General features: G+C 66.5%; 15 protein-coding genes. 5 read left to right on the forward strand and 10 right to left on the reverse strand.

Annotated elements, in window-relative coordinates; all coding sequences use genetic code 11:
- Window positions 1–768: 768 nt before the first annotated feature.
- Genes galE through BG61_RS17200 form a run of 4 tightly spaced genes read right to left on the reverse strand, consistent with a single transcriptional unit; the run spans window position 769 to window position 5,090 of the window.
- Window positions 769–1,803 carry a UDP-glucose 4-epimerase GalE gene (galE, locus tag BG61_RS17185; protein ID WP_035931057.1) on the reverse strand — a complete coding sequence of 345 codons (1,035 nt, stop codon included), beginning with the start codon at window positions 1,801–1,803 and terminating at the stop codon, window positions 769–771.
- Between the two features lie 25 nt (window positions 1,804–1,828).
- Complete coding sequence (locus BG61_RS17190) at window positions 1,829–2,968, reverse strand: glycosyltransferase family 4 protein (RefSeq protein WP_035931058.1); 1,140 nt, start codon at window positions 2,966–2,968, stop codon at window positions 1,829–1,831.
- A gap of 50 nt (window positions 2,969–3,018) precedes the next feature.
- Entirely contained in the window at window positions 3,019–3,828 is an 810-nt protein-coding gene (locus tag BG61_RS17195; protein ID WP_035931059.1) for a glycosyltransferase, read from the reverse strand.
- Window positions 3,825–5,090 carry a lipopolysaccharide biosynthesis protein gene (locus tag BG61_RS17200; RefSeq protein ID WP_035931060.1) on the reverse strand — a complete coding sequence of 422 codons (1,266 nt, stop codon included), beginning with the start codon at window positions 5,088–5,090 and terminating at the stop codon, window positions 3,825–3,827. Before BG61_RS17200 ends, BG61_RS17195 begins: the two co-directional genes overlap by 4 nt.
- 413 nt (window positions 5,091–5,503) lie before the next feature.
- On the opposite strand from BG61_RS17200, the gene BG61_RS17205 reads away from it, so the two are divergent.
- The 5 genes from BG61_RS17205 (at window position 5,504) to BG61_RS17225 (ending at window position 11,029) form a co-directional block, all read left to right on the forward strand.
- Window positions 5,504–6,910, forward strand: coding sequence for a phosphomannomutase/phosphoglucomutase (locus BG61_RS17205; RefSeq protein WP_035931061.1), 1,407 nt, complete (start codon window positions 5,504–5,506; stop codon window positions 6,908–6,910).
- Between the two features lie 186 nt (window positions 6,911–7,096).
- Entirely contained in the window at window positions 7,097–8,092 is a 996-nt protein-coding gene (gene waaC, locus BG61_RS17210; RefSeq protein ID WP_035931062.1) for a lipopolysaccharide heptosyltransferase I, read from the forward strand.
- Window positions 8,093–8,269: 177 nt separating this feature from the next.
- Window positions 8,270–9,154: a Kdo hydroxylase KdoO gene (locus BG61_RS17215; RefSeq protein WP_035931063.1), complete on the forward strand. Its 885-nt coding sequence runs from the start codon at window positions 8,270–8,272 to the stop codon at window positions 9,152–9,154.
- 28 nt (window positions 9,155–9,182) lie between these two features.
- Window positions 9,183–10,505: a lipid IV(A) 3-deoxy-D-manno-octulosonic acid transferase gene (gene waaA / locus BG61_RS17220; RefSeq protein ID WP_035931064.1), complete on the forward strand. Its 1,323-nt coding sequence runs from the start codon at window positions 9,183–9,185 to the stop codon at window positions 10,503–10,505.
- Window positions 10,502–11,029: a GNAT family N-acetyltransferase gene (locus BG61_RS17225; protein WP_035931065.1), complete on the forward strand. Its 528-nt coding sequence runs from the start codon at window positions 10,502–10,504 to the stop codon at window positions 11,027–11,029. Before waaA ends, BG61_RS17225 begins: the two co-directional genes overlap by 4 nt.
- 11 nt (window positions 11,030–11,040) lie before the next feature.
- Here the strand turns inward: BG61_RS17225 and ureG are convergent, their stop codons facing one another.
- From ureG to ureA, 6 genes are read right to left on the reverse strand one after another with little or no spacing between them, the layout of a single operon-like run.
- Complete coding sequence (ureG, locus tag BG61_RS17230; protein ID WP_035931066.1) at window positions 11,041–11,691, reverse strand: urease accessory protein UreG; 651 nt, start codon at window positions 11,689–11,691, stop codon at window positions 11,041–11,043.
- A 14-nt stretch (window positions 11,692–11,705) separates the two neighbouring features.
- Window positions 11,706–12,386 carry an urease accessory protein UreF gene (locus BG61_RS17235; protein ID WP_035931068.1) on the reverse strand — a complete coding sequence of 227 codons (681 nt, stop codon included), beginning with the start codon at window positions 12,384–12,386 and terminating at the stop codon, window positions 11,706–11,708.
- Entirely contained in the window at window positions 12,373–12,972 is a 600-nt protein-coding gene (gene ureE / locus BG61_RS17240) for an urease accessory protein UreE (RefSeq protein WP_035931069.1), read from the reverse strand. The genes BG61_RS17235 and ureE overlap by 14 nt, the downstream gene beginning before the upstream one ends.
- A 2-nt stretch (window positions 12,973–12,974) precedes the next feature.
- Window positions 12,975–14,681 (reverse strand): urease subunit alpha, encoded by a 1,707-nt coding sequence (gene ureC / locus BG61_RS17245; RefSeq protein WP_035931070.1) that lies wholly within the window; start codon window positions 14,679–14,681, stop codon window positions 12,975–12,977.
- A 22-nt stretch (window positions 14,682–14,703) separates the two neighbouring features.
- Complete coding sequence (locus BG61_RS17250) at window positions 14,704–15,009, reverse strand: urease subunit beta (protein ID WP_035931071.1); 306 nt, start codon at window positions 15,007–15,009, stop codon at window positions 14,704–14,706.
- Window positions 15,010–15,027: 18 nt separating this feature from the next.
- Complete coding sequence (gene ureA / locus BG61_RS17255; RefSeq protein ID WP_035931072.1) at window positions 15,028–15,330, reverse strand: urease subunit gamma; 303 nt, start codon at window positions 15,328–15,330, stop codon at window positions 15,028–15,030.
- Between the last annotated feature and the right edge of the window lie 611 nt (window positions 15,331–15,941).

The raw sequence follows: 15,941 nt of genomic DNA on the forward strand, positions 1-15,941 counted from the left end.
CTGCTGCAAAGAAAGTAACCAAAGAAAGCAGCTATTGGGTCAGCGGTGTTAGGAGGTGACCACGTTCGAGTCTTTCGGAGTGGCCCGGCCGTGGGAGTGTCCACCTCGGTACGTTGAGCGGATAGGTACGCGGACCCACTGTGCTATCGCACCCTCGAACGGAGTGGTAAGGCAGTCATACCTCCGTCCTCGCTTTGCTCGGACACAGGGTGCGCCACAACCGATCGCTTGACTCCGTTCCCACGACCATCCACCGCGTAGCGCGCGTTTCGCGCCCTACGCGCGCCCACCACCCGATTTACCCTTCGTCGGGCACGCAGTGCCGAGACGGATGAATGATTGCCTTGCCACTTCGTTTAAGGGCGCGATGCCGCGGTGGGTCCGCGTGCCAATCCGCCCGACGGACAGAGGTGGACACTCCCACGGCCGGGCCACGCTGAATGAATCAAACGTGGTCACGTCCTCACGCCGCTGACCCAATAGCTGCTTTCTTTGGTTACTTTCTTTGCAGCAGCAAAGAAAGTGACTGCCGCCCCGCACAGGGGCGAAGCTAATAAACCAATATCAATGCAAGTTTCACAGAAGCGCAAGCGCATCAGACGGTTCAACAAGAAAAGCCCAACCCCAAGCGCCAGCGCCCACCTTGTGCACAGGGGCGAAGCTACTAGACCAACAAGAAATCAAGTTTCATGGGAGCGCAGGCGCATCAGACGGTTCAACAAACCCCAACCCCAAGCGCCAGCGCCCCATCGAGGGGGACAAAAAATCTCACTCAAACCCGCGCGGATTCTGCGACTGCCAGCGCCAGTGATCGGCGCACATTCTCTCGATGCCGTACTGCGCACGCCACCCGATCAGCTTCTCGGCCGCGGCCGGATCGGCATAACATGCCGCCACATCGCCCGGGCGCCGCGCCACGAGTTCGTACGGCACGCGCCGGCCCGACGCCGCCTCGAACGCCTTCACGACGTCGAGCACGCTATACCCCTGGCCCGTGCCGAGATTCACGACGAAGCTCCGGTCGAGCGACTTCAGCGCGTCGATCGCCGCGATGTGTCCGCGCGCCAGGTCGACTACGTGGATATAGTCGCGCACGCCGGTGCCGTCGTGCGTAGCGTAGTCGCTGCCGAAAATGCGCAGCCGCTCCAGCTTGCCGACCGCCACCTGCGCGACGTACGGCATCAGGTTGTTCGGCACGCCCGCCGGGTCCTCGCCAATCAGGCCGCTCTCATGCGCGCCGACCGGGTTGAAGTAGCGCAGCGTCGCGATGCGCCAGGCCGGGTCCGACACCTCCAGATCGCGCAGCACCTGCTCGGCGATCAGCTTCGACTGGCCGTACGGATTGGTCGCCGAAAGCGGAAACGATTCGTCGATCGGTACGCTCTGCGGCACGCCGTACACCGTCGCCGACGAACTGAACACGAAATTCTTCACGTTGCGCTCGCGCATCGTGTCGAGCAGCACGAGCAGGCTGTCGATATTGTTGCGGTAGTACGCAAGCGGCTTCGCCACGGATTCGCCCACCGCCTTGAGCGCCGCGAAATGGATCGCGCCCGTGATCGGGTGCTGGTCGAAGATGCGGGCGAGCGCGCCTTCGTCGCGTGCGTCCGCTTCATAGAAATCGACACGCTTGCCCGTGATCCGCTCGACCCGCTTGAGCGACTCCGCGTTGCTGTTCACGAGATTGTCGATCACGACGACGCCGTAGCCGTCTTCGAGCAGTTCGACGCAGGTGTGCGAGCCGATGAAGCCCGCGCCGCCCGTCACGAGGATCGTTCCCTTGCCGCTGGTGTTGTCAGTCATCGATAGTGCTCCAGACGCTCCAAAATCAAAGTGAAATGCCGCTTACTGCGCGTATTGTGCCCCTGTAGCGTTCGACGACCGCCTTCTCGTCGAATTCCCGGGCAACCTTTTCGCGCCCCTTCAGTCCCATCGCGGCGCGTTGCTGCGCGTCCATCGTGAGCATGCGTTCCAGCTTGCCGGCGAGGCTCGACGCGTTCCTCACCTCGCACAGCAGGCCGGTCACGCCGTCGTCCACCACTTCGCGGCAGCCCGGAACGTCGGTCGCGACGATCGGGCGGCCCATCGACGACGCCTCCATCAGCGTGCGCGGCACACCTTCGCGATACGAAGGCAGCACGACGCAATCCGCGTTCGCGATGTGAGGGCGCACGTCGTGCGCCTCGCCGAGATACTCGATCACATGTTCGCGCTCCCATGCGTCGACGTCGGTGCGGGTGATCGCGCTCGGGTTGTCTACGCCGACCGGTCCGAGAAGCTGGAAGCGCGCGTGCGGATACCTGACGCGCAGGCGCCGCGCCGCCTCGACGTATTCCGCGACGCCTTTATCCCACAGCAGGCGGCCAATTAAAATGAAAATAAAGCCTTCGCGCGGCGGCAGCGGCGCGAGCGCATATTCGTCGAGATCGACCCCTTCGCCGTGCAGCAGCTGCGCGCGCTCCGGATGGGCGAGCAGGTTCTGCTCGAGGAAAGCAGCACGGTCGTCCTGATTCAGGAACCAGACCTCGCGCGGAAAGCGAAACGCGAGACGGTACAGGCGCTTCGCGACGGCGGCGGTGCGGCTCTTCTGGATGAACACGTAGCCAAGGCCCGTCGTGACGGCGATCGACGGCACGCCGGCGAGCTTCGCCGCGATCGACCCGTAGATGTTCGGCTTGATCGTGTAGTGGAAGACGACGTGCGGGCGTGTCGCGCGGTACTCGCGAAAGAGCGCGACGAGCGTTTTCAGGTCGTCGCGCGGATCGGTGCCCTTCGACGCCACCGGCAGCTCGACGCAGCGGCAGCCCATCGCGATGAGCGGCTCGAACGTGCGGTCGCGCGGCGCGATCACGCTCACTTCGGCGCCGCATTCGGTCAGCATCCGCAAGAGGCCCCGCCGGTAGGTGTAGATCGCCCACGCCGTGTTGCAGACGAGCGCGACGCGAAGGCGGGATTTTTCTGCTGTCATGCGGTGCGGTTCAGGAGTGGCAAAAGTGGGACGGTGAAAATCGGGCGCGCTCATGCGGCGCCGGCCGGAAAGAGCCGCGCCTTCAGGCTGCGCAGCGCGCGATACGGCAGCACGAGATGCGCGATGCTCTTCGCCACGCCGATCCAGTCGGGCAGATTGCCCGCCCGGAAGTAGCGCAGTTGCAGGCGCAGCGTGGAGAGTGCCTGCGTGCGGCGCTTCGTGGCGCTGATGCCGCGCTCGTTCATCTCGTAGTACAGGCCGAATTCCGGCAGGTTCGCGCAGTCGTGGCGCTCCATCAGGCGCAGGAACAGGTCGAGGTCCTCGGCGGCGCGGTATTGCGCGCGGTAATTGCCCGCGTCGCGCACGGCCTCGACGCGCAGCATCATCGAAGGATGGGAGAAGCACGAGCGCATCAGCATCACACGGCGGATCGCGGCGGGATCGGTGGGTGGGGTGAGGTCGAAAAGCGGCGCGCCCTCCGGCGTCACGACATGCGTCCACATGCCGAGCGCCGCGACGCGCGGGTTCGCTTCCATGTATGCACGCTGCTTCGCGAGCCGCCGGGGCGTGGCGAAGTCGCCTGCGTCGATGCGCGCGGCGTAGCGCACGCCGCGGGCATCGAGGGCGTCGATGCCCGCCTGCAGCGCGCGCTCGATTCCGCCGTTCACCGGCATGCGCAGGATGTCGATGTCGAGGCCCCGGATCACGGGCGCGGCGATCGGCGGCGTGCTGCCGTCGTCGACGATGAGCACGCGCACCGGCGCGTCCTCGCAGAACGACGCGAGCGTGCGCTCCAGTCCGGCTTGCGCGTTGAACGCGGGAATCAGGATCGCGACGTCGTTCAGGTCCGTAGCAGTCATGCGCGCACCCTGAAGCGGATGTAGTAGAAATTGACGGCCGCCGCGGCGAGATAGCCCGCCGCCAGTCCGGCGAGCGCGCCATAGCTGCCCATATGCGGAATCGCGAACGAATTGACCGCGAATGCCACGGCCAGCGCGAGCAGCCATTTGCCGAGCAGCACGAATTTCGCCTGATATTTCAGCACGACGAGGTTGCCGATCGCCTCGATCCCGGCCGGCACCGAGAGCCACACGGCCCAGCGGAAGATCTCGATCGCGCCTTCGTAGTCCGGCCCGAACACGCGCGAAATGATGAAGCCCGCGAGCAGGTCGAGCACGATCGCGCCGCCGATCATCAGCGCGGCCGTCATCGCGACGAGCCGCGTGATGTTGCGCCTGAGCAGCGCCGCGTCCTGCACGCGGTAGACGAATGCGGGCGCAATGGTCTGCGCGAGCATCAGCGCGAGCGTGATCCAGTTTTCGTTCAGCTGCTGCGCGGCGGAATAGCGGCCCAGGTCGGCGAACGAAATATGGCGCTCGAGCATCAGCCGGTCGAGTTTCAGGAACAGATACATGCAGATCAGGCCGAGCCAGAACACCGTGCCCGCGCTCGCGAAGTGGCGAAAGAGCGCGCCGTCGAACTGCCAGCCGAGCCGTCCGCCGTGGCGCCGCATGTAATAGAGGACGAGCGCCGCGCCGATCGCGGCCGCCTCCAGCGCCCAGAGCCAGCCGAAGCGCGACGGCTCGGCCGCCGCGCGCACGAGCGCGAACACGAGCGCCGCTTTCAGAACGGCCGTCGCCATGCTCGCGAGCAGTTGCGGCTTGCTGTAGGTCATGCTCTGCAGCCAGGCGTTGATCACGCCGACGAACGGCTCGCGAAACAGCATCGTGACGGCGAGCCCGGCAAGCATCGCGCCGACGAGCGGATCGGTGTGGCCCGCCGCGATCCAGCCCCAGGTGGCGGCGAGCGCGAGCACCGACACCGCCATGCGCAGCACGAACGCGCTGCCGAGCACGGTGCCGACCTCGCCCGGCGCGCGCTTCACGATGGTCGGCACGAGGATTTCGGCGCCGCACACCCAGGTGATCGGCGAGAGCACGAGCAGCAGCGTGTTCGCGTATTGCCACTTGCCGAAGACATCGGGTCCGAAATAGCGCGCGAGCAGGCCGCTTATCACGATGGCAACCGCGATCTGCGTCAGGCGTTCCAGCCCGAGCCACATGATGTTCGCGAGCGCCTTCGCGACGTCCGGGCTGCGCGCGCGCGCGAAGGCGCTCAGCATGCGTGCGGCCCGCCGCTGGCGGGAGCGGGCACGCCGTATGCTGCCGCCGTCTGATTGCATGGCGGCAGGGCGGCGCCTCGGCCGCCGGGCATCGCGAAATGTGTGCTTGCGCGCGAAGTCGCCTCATTCGATGCAGTTGAGGCTAAAGGGCGTGGGGCCATTGGATTAGAATATTTGCGCAGGAATTGCACGGCAGGACACTGAAAGACAGCGATTATAAGTGCGAACCGGATCGCCCCGTCCCCCGCGCGGAGGGTCCCGGCCGCGACGCTTTCATGCGGTATCGGCAGGATTTATTTCGTTATTTTTTCGAAATTGCTCGCATCCCGTTCGTGTATGTTCGACAGTTACGACCTGCAAGCCCGCTGGCTGCATCGCCGAGAATCCATCAATTATTAGACAGGTAGCCACTCATGAGCCAGTCACAGATTTCCCAATCCATCTTCAAGGCGTACGACATCCGCGGCATCGTCGGCAAGACGGTCGATGCCGATGTCGCGCGCAGCATCGGCCGCGCATTCGGCAGCGAAATCCGCAAGCAGGGCGGCGACTCGGTCGTCGTCGCGCGCGACGGGCGGCTCTCCGGACCGGAACTCGTCGGCGCGCTCGCCGACGGCCTGCGGCAGGCGGGTGTCGACGTGGTCGATGTCGGCATGGTGCCGACGCCCGTCGGCTACTTCGCGGCGAGCGTCCCGCTGCAACTGCCGACGGGTGAGCGCCGCGTCGATTCCTGCATGGTCGTGACGGGCAGCCACAACCCGCCCGACTACAACGGCTTCAAGATGGTGCTGCGCGGCGCCGCGATCTACGGCGAGCAGATCCAGGCGCTCTACCAGCGCATCGTGAACAGCGACTTCACGCAGGGCGAGGGCACCTACACCGAGTACGACATCTCGCAGGCGTATCTCGATCGCATCGTGAGCGACGTGAAGCCGGTGCGGCCGATGAAGATCGTGGTCGATACGGGCAACGGCGTCGCGGGCGGCCTCGCGCCGCGCCTTTTCAGGGCGCTCGGCTGCGAGCTCGTCGAGCTCTTCACCGATATCGACGGCACCTTCCCGAATCACCACCCGGACCCGGCGCACCCGGAGAACCTCCAGGACGTGATCCGCGCGCTGAAGGAAACCGACGCTGAAATCGGCTTTGCGTTCGACGGCGACGGCGACCGCCTCGGCGTCGTGACGAAAGACGGCCAGGTGATCTATCCGGACCGCCAACTGATGCTCTTCGCGCAGGAAGTGCTCTCGCGCAACAAGGGCGGCCAGATCATCTACGACGTGAAATGCACGCGCAATCTCGCAAAGTGGGTGCGCGAGCAGGGCGGCGAGCCGCTGATGTGGAAGACCGGCCACTCGCTCGTGAAGGCGAAGCTGCGCGAAACCGGCGCGCCGCTCGCGGGCGAGATGAGCGGACACGTGTTCTTCAAGGACCGCTGGTACGGCTTCGACGACGGCCTCTACACCGGCGCGCGGATGCTCGAAATCCTCTCGCGCGTGGCCGATCCGAGCAAGCTGCTCAACGACCTGCCGAACTCGCTTTCCACGCCCGAATTGCAGCTGAAACTGGAAGAGGGCGAGAACTTCGAGCTGATCGCGCGGCTGCAGAAGTCGGCGAAGTTCGAAGGCGCGGACGACGTGCTCACCATCGACGGCCTGCGCGTCGAGTATCCGGACGGCTTCGGGCTCGCGCGGTCGTCGAATACGACGCCGGTCGTCGTGATGCGTTTCGAAGCGGACAGCGACGCAGCCCTCAAGCGCATTCAGGAAGACTTCCGCCGCGTGATCCTCGCCGAGAAGCCGGACGCGAAGCTGCCGTTCTGAAGCGTTGGGAAGGGATTCAAGGCAGCATGCAGTCAGGAACGCGGTTCTCCGGAACCGCGTTTTTTTTCGCCCGCGACATCCGCTTGACACGATCTTTACCTCCTGGCAATCCCGAGCGCGCTAAAATCGCCCATCTCATTTTCGACCCACGCGCCGTTCGGGTGAACGGCGCCATTCGTCTACAGCGTGCAAAAGATCCTGATTGTCCGGGTGTCGTCGCTTGGCGACGTCGTCCATAACATGCCGGCCATCGCCGATATCCGCCGCCTTTACCCCGATGCGCAGATTGACTGGCTCGTCGAGGAGAGCTTCGCGAGCCTCGTCGAACTCGTCGACGGCGTGCGCCGCGCTATTCCCTTTTCGCTGCGGCGCTGGCGCAAGCGCTGGTTTTCGCCCGAGAACTGGCGCGAGATCGGCAAGTTCCGCCGGTTTCTCGCAGCCGAGAACTACGACCTCGTGATCGATTGCCAGGGCCTCATCAAGACGGCGTGGGTGGCGAGCTGGGCGCGCGGGCCGCTCGTCGGGCTCGCGAACCGCACCGACGGCGCGGGCTTCGAATGGCCGGTGCGCTTCTTCTACGACAAGCGCGTGCCGATCGAGCCGCGCACGCACGTCGTCGAGCGCACGCGGCAGCTGGTGGCGTCGGCCATCGGCGCGCCGCGCCCCGATCCGACCGACGACATCGACTTCGGCATCGACACGCGCCGCGCGTCGCTCGCGCTCTCGCAGTCGGGCCTGAACCTGCCGGTGCCGTACGTGGTGTTCGTGCACGCCACGTCGCGGGCGGACAAGCAGTGGCCCGAGACCGCGTGGATCGAACTGGGTCAGGCGCTCGTGCGGCGCGGGGCGTCGATCGTCCTGCCATGGGGCAGCGATGCCGAACGCGCCACGAGCGAGAAGCTCGCGAAGGAATTCGGCGCGGCGGCGATCGTGCCGCCGAAGCTCTCGCTGCCGGCGGTGGCGGGGCTCATCGAAGGCGCTGCCGCGACGGTCGGCGTAGACACGGGGCTCGTGCATATCGCCGCCGCGCTGAAGCGGCCGACCGTCGAGTTGTACAATTTCTCGACCGCCTGGCGCACGGGCGGCTACTGGTCGCCGCAGGTCGTCAATCTCGGCAGCGCGAACCAGCATCCGACGCTCGGCGCGGTCAAGGCGTCGCTCGCGGGCTTCGGTCTGCTCTGAGTCGCGCGGCGCATCCGGCGCGGCCCGCGCGTGGCGTGCGTCGCGTGCCCGGCATGCGTTTTGCCGTTGAGCGCCGTCAATTGCGGTATCTTTCAGCCGCGGCCCAAAGCGCCGCGGCCGGGCGACAATAGCGGCCACGCGGCCCGCGCGCCGCGCCCATTCGACTATCGAAGGCACATGACCGAATCTCAAATCATCGAAGTCGCTTCCTGCGACTGGCAGGGCGAACAGCTTTCGGTGCCGCGCGAGACGCTTCTCGCGGGTGTCGAGCGCGGCAAGGTGCTTTATTTTCCGCACCTTCGCTTCGCGATCGAGGGCGGCGAACGGGCGCTGCTCGATCCGAAGATCGCCGATCCGAAGCGCAAGAACATCAGCCTCGCGCCCAACGGCGGCGCGCTGAACGGCGTGCTCGGCGACGCGGTCACGCAGTCGGCCGTGCGCGCACTCATCGGACGATATCAGGCGAACGCGCGCTCGCTCGTCGACGGCCTCTTTCCGGAGTACGACGGCAAGCTGCGCGTCGCGCCGACGAGCCTGCGGCTGCATCAGGTGGAGACGCGCCAGACCTCGTGGCGCAAGGACGACAGCCGCCTGCACGTGGATGCGTTCCCGTCGCGGCCGAACTACGGCGAGCGCATCCTGCGCGTGTTCACGAACGTGAATCCGCACGGCGCGCCGCGCGTATGGCGCGTGGGCGAGCCGTTCGAGGACATGGCGAAGCGCTTCCTGCCGAACATCAAGCCGCAGATGCCCGGCTCCGCGTGGCTCATGAACCTGCTGCACATCACCAAGTCGCCGCGCAGCGAATACGATCACCTGATGCTGCATCTGCACGATGCGATGAAGGCCGATCTCGACTATCAGAAGGCCGCGCCCCAGGAGGAGATGCCGTTCCCGCCGGGCTGCGTGTGGGTGTGCTTTTCCGACCATACCTCGCACGCGGTGATGTCGGGCCAGTACATGCTGGAGCAGACCTTCTTCCTTCCCGTCGGCGCGATGGCGCAGCCGGATTGCGCGCCGCTCGGCATTCTTCAGCGCCTCAAGGGCAGGGCGCTCGTTTGAGCCCCGCTCACGTGACGCGGGAGCCTCCATGCTGAGGCTCGTCTATCGCGCGCTGTGGTGGATCGTCGCGCCGCTCGCGGTGCTGCGCCTTCTCATCCGCTCGCGCAAGGAGCGCGGCTATCGCGAGCATATCGCCGAGCGCTTCGGGCGCGGGCCGGGGCGCCGCGCCGACGATCTCGCGCCGCTCATCTGGGTGCACGCGGTGTCGGTGGGCGAGACGCGCGCCGCGCAGCCGCTCATCGAAGCATTGATGCGCGCGCACCCCGAGGCGCGCATCCTGCTCACGCACATGACGCCGAGCGGCCGCGCGACCGGCGAGCAGCTGTTCGGCGGCCGAGTGCTGCGCAGCTATCTTCCGTACGACCTGCCTCTGCTCGTGCGGCGCTTCCTGCACGCGTGGCGGCCGTCGCTCGGCATCGTGATGGAGACCGAGGTCTGGCCGACGCTCATCGACGAATGCAGGCGCGCCGACATGCCGCTCGTGCTGACGAACGCGCGCATGTCGGAGCGTTCGTACCGGCGCGCCGCGAAGTTCGGCCACGCCACGCGTGACGTGTTCGGCGGCTTCGCCCGCGTGCTCGCGCAGTCTCCCGCCGACGCCGAACGACTCACGGCGCTCGGCGCCCGCAACGTCGCGGTGCTCGGCAATCTCAAGTTCGACATGAGCGCGCCGCCCGAGCTCGAGGCGCGCGGACACGCGTGGCGCGCGGCGATCGGCGAGCGGCCGGTGTGGGTCGCGGCGAGCACGCGCGAGGGCGAGGAGGCGCTCGTCCTCCAGGCGTTCGCGGCACTCAACGTGCCGGATGCGCTGCTGATTCTGGTCCCGCGGCATCCGCAGCGTTTCGACGAAGTCGCGGCGTTGGTGGCGAGCGCGGGGATGTCGTGCGTGCGGCGCTCCGAGTGGGCGCCCAGGGCGGTGGCGGCGGGTTCGGGCGCCGACGCGGCGCGCCCCTTGCCGGCGAGCGTGCAGGTGCTGCTCGGCGACTCGATGGGCGAACTCGGCGCGTACTACGCGGCCGCTGATCTCGCGTTCATCGGCGGAAGCCTGCTGCCGCTCGGCGGTCAGAACCTCATCGAGGCGTGCGCCGAAGGCGTGCCCGTGCTGATCGGCCCGCACACGTTCAATTTCACGCAGGCGACGAACGACGCCATCGCGGCGGGCGCGGCGCTGCGCGTCGACGATCCTCGAGGTCTTGCGCGCGGCCTGCGCGAGCTCTTTACCGACAAGCCGCGCCGGCTCGCGATGAGCGCGGCGGCGTCGGCGTTCGCGGCGCGGCATCGCGGGGCGACGCAGCGGTCGGTGGCGGTGCTGGGGGCGTTGCTGGAAGGTCAGGAGGAAGCCGCGAAATGAAGCCGCTCGTGATCCGGCGCGAGGAAGCGGGTGATGTCGCGGCGATCCGCGCGCTGACGGCCGACGCGTTTCGCGGCGCCGCGCACAGCGACGGCACCGAGCATCGGGTGATCGATGCACTGCGCGCGTCCGGTGAACTGCCGGTGTCGCTCGTCGCCGAACTGGACGGCGAAGTGGCGGGGCATGTCGCGTTTTCGCCGGTGTCGATTCCGGACGGTACTGCCTGGTGGTACGGCCTCGGGCCGCTTGCCGTCCTCCCGCTACGGCAGTCGGCGGGAATCGGCTCGGCGCTCGTTCGGCGCGGGCTGGACGAACTGCGCTCACTCGGCGCGGCCGGGTGTGTCGTGCTCGGCGACCCCGCGTTCTACACGCGCTTCGGGTTCGCCCATGATGCGGCGCTGACATTCGACGGCGCCCCGGCGGAGTATTTCCTCGCGCTCAATTTCGAGCGGGTCGATGGCGCGCGGCCGCGCGGCCGGGTCAGCTACAGCCGCGCGTTCTTCGTCGCGAAGCCCGGCGGCTGAGGCGACCGCCCTCAGAGCGCGAGGAGACCCTTTCGCTCGATGAACGCGATCACGTCGGCGAGGCCTTCGAGCGCCTTCAGGTTGCACATCACGAACGGCCGCTCGCCGCGCATCTTCTTCGCATCGGACGCCATCACATCGAGGTTCGCCCCGACATACGGCGCGAGGTCGGTCTTGTTGATCACGAGCAGGTCGGACTTCGTGATGCCCGGCCCGCCCTTGCGCGGAATCTTCTCGCCGCCCGCCACATCGATCACGTAGATCGTCAGATCAGACAGCTCCGGGCTGAACGTCGCCGCGAGATTGTCGCCGCCCGATTCGATGAACACGATGTCGGCGTCGGGAAAGCGGCCGACCATCCGGTCGACGGCTTCGAGATTGATCGACGCGTCCTCGCGGATCGCCGTATGCGGGCAGCCGCCCGTCTCGACGCCCATGATCCGCTCGGCGGGCAGCGCGCCCGCGACGGTCAGGAGGCGCTGGTCTTCCTTCGTGTAGATGTCGTTGGTGATCGCGACGAGGTCGTACTTGTCGCGCATCGCCTTGCAGAGCATTTCGAGGAGCGTCGTCTTGCCGGAGCCGACCGGGCCGCCGACGCCCACGCGCAGCGGCGGCAGCTTCTTGGTTCGGCGGGCGGGAGAAGAGAGAGCGGACGTGTTCATGTTCTTTAGGTCCTTCAGGAGCGAAAGAGCCGCGAATACTGAGATTCGTGTCGAGCCGACAGAATTCCGAGCTGCGGCGCGAAAGTGTTGATGTGATGCGGCGGCGTGGCGAGCGCTTCTGCAACGGCGCGCTCGATCGGCTCACGCAGCGCGACGATGATCCGCTGTCCCGCGACTTGTCCGAGCGGCACGGCCTTGAGCGCGGCGGCCGCCTGGTTCTCGACCCAGCTGAACGCGTACGCGGTGAGCGCGGCGTCCGGGCTTGCGTCGTGGGCGAACGCGGCGAAAGCGAAGGCGGTGGGCTGCGCGACGGGCTTGAGCGCGGCAAGCGTCGCGCGGCGGGCTTCGTCGCCCCATTCGAGCGATGCGCAGAGCTGTGCGAGCGACCAGCCCATCTGCTGCGTTTCGCGCCTCAGTTCCGCCGACTCGCGGCTCGCGAGAAATTCCTCGTCGGCGGCGGCGAGCGCGTGCGCATCGTGCGAGCGCCAGCGCTCCATCTGATGCGCGAGAAACGGCAGTTCGCCGCGTGCGAGCACGTGCGCGAGGCCGCTCGCGATCCAGTCGCGGGCGGTGTCGCCGTCGTGAATCAGGCCGTGCTCGATCGCCGCTTCGAGACCCTGCGAGTAGCTGAACGCGCCGATCGGCAGCGCCGGCGACGCCAGATGCAGGAGCGCGGTGAGCTCAGCGGTGCGCATGATCGTGGTGGTGGCCGTGACCGTGGTCGTGGCCGCAGTGATCGTGGTCGTGACCGCAGTGGTCGTGGCCGTGCGCATGATGCTCGTCGAAAACCTTCTGCGCGAGCGCGTAGTCCTCGCTGAAGGTTTCGTCGTGACCGTGCTTGTGGCCGCCGCCGTACGCACCCGTTTCCGGCTGGAACGGCTGCGACGCGCGTTCGACCCGCGCGCCAAGACGCCGCAGCATGTCCTCGAGCACCGGATCGGCTTCGAGCCTGAGAAAATCCGCGCCCACTTCGACGGGCGTGTGCCGGTTGCCCAGGTGATAGGCGGCGCGCGTGAGCGTGAGGGCATCGGGCGCGCGCACGACGAGCACGTCCTGTGCAGCCGCGATCACGCGCACGAACGCGCCGTCGTCGGCGACGAGCATGTCGCCATCGCGCAGCACCGTGCCGCGCGGCATGACGAGCGCGACGTCCTCGCCGCTGTCGAGCGTCGCGGCGAGGCGGCTCTTGCAGCGCGCGTCGAAGGCAAGCGTGAGCGTGGCCGCGCGCTTGACGAGCACGGGAGCGAGCCTGGCGGTCAGGCGTTTGTCGATCGTGCGCATGGTCAGAAGAGGAAATAGCGCTGCGCCATCGGCAGCACCGAGGCGGGGTCGCAGGTCAGGAGTTCACCGTTGGCGACGACCTGGTATGTCTCCGGGTCGACGGTGATCGACGGTTGCCACGCGTTGTGGATCATGTCGGCCTTCGTGACGTTGCGGCAGTTCTTCACCGCGACGACCTGTTTCTGCAGGCCGTAGCGATCGGCGATGCGCGCATCAGCCGCCATTTGCGAGACGAACGTGAGCGAAGTCCTGCCGAGCGCCCCGCCGCGCGTGGCGAACATCTCGCGGTAGTGCACCGGCTGCGGCGTGGGAATCGATGCGTTCGGGTCGCCCATCTGGGCGATCGCGATCATGCCGCCCTTCACGATCATCGCGGGCTTGACGCCGAAGAACGCGGGCTCCCAGAAGACGATATCCGCCCACTTGCCCGGCTCGATCGAGCCGACTTCATGCGCGATTCCGTGCGTGATCGCCGGGTTGATCGTGTACTTCGCGATGTAGCGCTTCGCGCGGAAGTTGTCGTTGCGCGCGCTGTCCTCGGGCAGCGTGCCGCGCTGCACCTTCATCTTGTGCGCGGTCTGCCAGGTCCGGATCACGACTTCGCCCACGCGGCCCATCGCCTGCGAGTCGGATGAGAGCATCGACAATGCGCCCAGGTCGTGCAGGATGTCTTCGGCGGCGATGGTCTCGCGGCGGATGCGCGATTCGGCGAATGCGATGTCCTCTGCGATCGACGGATCGAGGTGATGACAGACCATCAGCATGTCGAGGTGTTCGTCGAGCGTGTTGATGGTGTAGGGGCGCGTCGGATTGGTCGAGGAGGGCAGCACGTTCGACTCGCCGCAGACCTTGATGATGTCCGGCGCATGGCCGCCGCCCGCGCCCTCGGTGTGGTACGTGTGGATCGTGCGGCCCTTGAACGCGGCGACGGTCGCCTCGACGAAGCCGGCTTCGTTTAGTGTGTCGGTGTGAATTGCGACCTGCGTGTCGGTGTCGTCGGCAACCGAGAGGCAGTTGTCGATCGCGGCGGGCGTCGTGCCCCAGTCCTCGTGCAGCTTGAGCCCGATCGCGCCTGCCTTCACCTGCTCGATAAGCGGCGCGGGCAGGCTCGCGTTGCCCTTGCCGAGAAAGCCGAGATTCACGGGCCAGCCGTCGGCGGCCTGCAGCATGCGTTCGATGTGCCACGGCCCGGGCGTGCAGGTGGTTGCGTTCGTGCCCGTCGCGGGGCCGGTGCCGCCGCCGAGCATGGTCGTCACGCCGCTCGCGAGCGCCTCGTCGATCTGCTGCGGGCTGATGAAGTGGATGTGCGAATCGATGCCGCCCGCCGTCACGATCATGCCTTCGCCCGCGATGACTTCGGTGGCGGCGCCGATCGCGATCGTCACGCCCGGCTGGATGTCGGGATTGCCCGCCTTGCCGATCGCCTGGATGCGGCCGCCCTTGATGCCGATGTCGGCCTTTACGATGCCCCAGTGATCGAGGATCAGCGCGTTCGTCACGACGGTGTCGGCGACGTCGTTGGCGACGCGCTGCGACTGGCCCATGCCGTCGCGGATCACCTTGCCGCCGCCGAACTTCACTTCTTCGCCGTAGGTCGTGAAGTCGCGCTCGACTTCGATCACGAGGTCGGTGTCGGCGAGGCGAACGCGGTCGCCGGTGGTCGGGCCGAACATTTCCGCGTAGGCGCGGCGTCCGATGCGTAGCGTCATTGACAGTGTTCCCGATAGAAGATCAGAGCGGTCCCATCACGAGACCGTTGAAGCCATAGACAGCGCGGTCGCCCGCGAGCGCGACGAGTTGCACCGTGCGCTCCTGGCCCGGCTCGAAGCGCACGGCGGTGCCTGCCGCGATGTTCAGGCGAAAGCCGCGCGTCTTTTCACGCTCGAAGACGAGCGCCGTATTGACTTCGTAGAAATGGAAATGCGAGCCGACCTGCACGGGCCGGTCGCCGGTATTCGACACAACGACCGAGACCGTTTCGCGGCCCGCGTTGAGTTCGTGTTCGCCGTCGTCGATCAGATATTCGCCGGGGATCATGTGCGGCACCTTGCGGGGTCAGGTAATGGGGTGATGGACGGTCACGAGCTTGGTGCCGTCGGGGAAGGTCGCTTCGACCTGCACGTCGGGGATCATTTCGGGGACGCCTTCCATCACGTCGTCGCGCGTGAGGAGCGTCGTGCCGTAGTGCATGACTTCAGCGACGGTCTTGCCGTCGCGCGCCGCTTCCATCAGCGCGGCGGAGATGAACGCGACCGCTTCCGGATAGTTGAGCTTCAACCCGCGGGCGCGGCGCCGTTCAGCGAGCAGCGCGGCGGTGAAGATCAGCAGTTTGTCTTTTTCTCTTGGCGTCAGTTTCATAGGTGCTTCGATTCACTTCGCGGTTTTGGGGTTCTTCGTTTGTGCCTTCGGTTTGCTGTTTACACCGTTTGATGTTTGTGCGCTTCTGGTTGACTTGTTTTCTTCGCGGTCGATTGGCTCGCCCCTGTGCGGGGCGGCAGTTACTTTCTTTGCTGCTGCAAAGAAAGTAACCAAAGAAAGCAGCTATCGGGCAAGCGGTGTTAGGAGGTCCTCGCCCTGATTCGTCCAGAGTGGCCCGACCGCAGGAGTGTCCGCCTTTGTTCTTCGCGCGGAGCGGTACGCGGACCCACTGCCACATCGCACTCTGCAAGCCAGTGGTAAGGCAGTCATACATCCATCCTCGCTTCGCTCGGACGCAACCTCCATTACAACCCATCGCTTCACTTATTGCCGCTCGTACCAGGCACTTCATCCTACCGCAGACTTTGCCCCCTGATTCACCCTTCGTCGGGCACGCAGTGCCGAGACGGATGAATGACTGCCGTACCACTCCGTTCGAGGGTGCGGCTACACAATCGGTCTGCGTACCTCTCCGGGTGAAACACAGAGGTGGACACTCCTACGGTCGAGCCACTCTGAAAGGCTCAAACGTGGTCACGTCCTGACACCGC

The sequence above is a fragment of the Caballeronia glathei genome, from assembly GCF_000698595.1.
GTDB classification, from domain to species: Bacteria; Pseudomonadota; Gammaproteobacteria; order Burkholderiales; family Burkholderiaceae; genus Caballeronia; species Caballeronia glathei.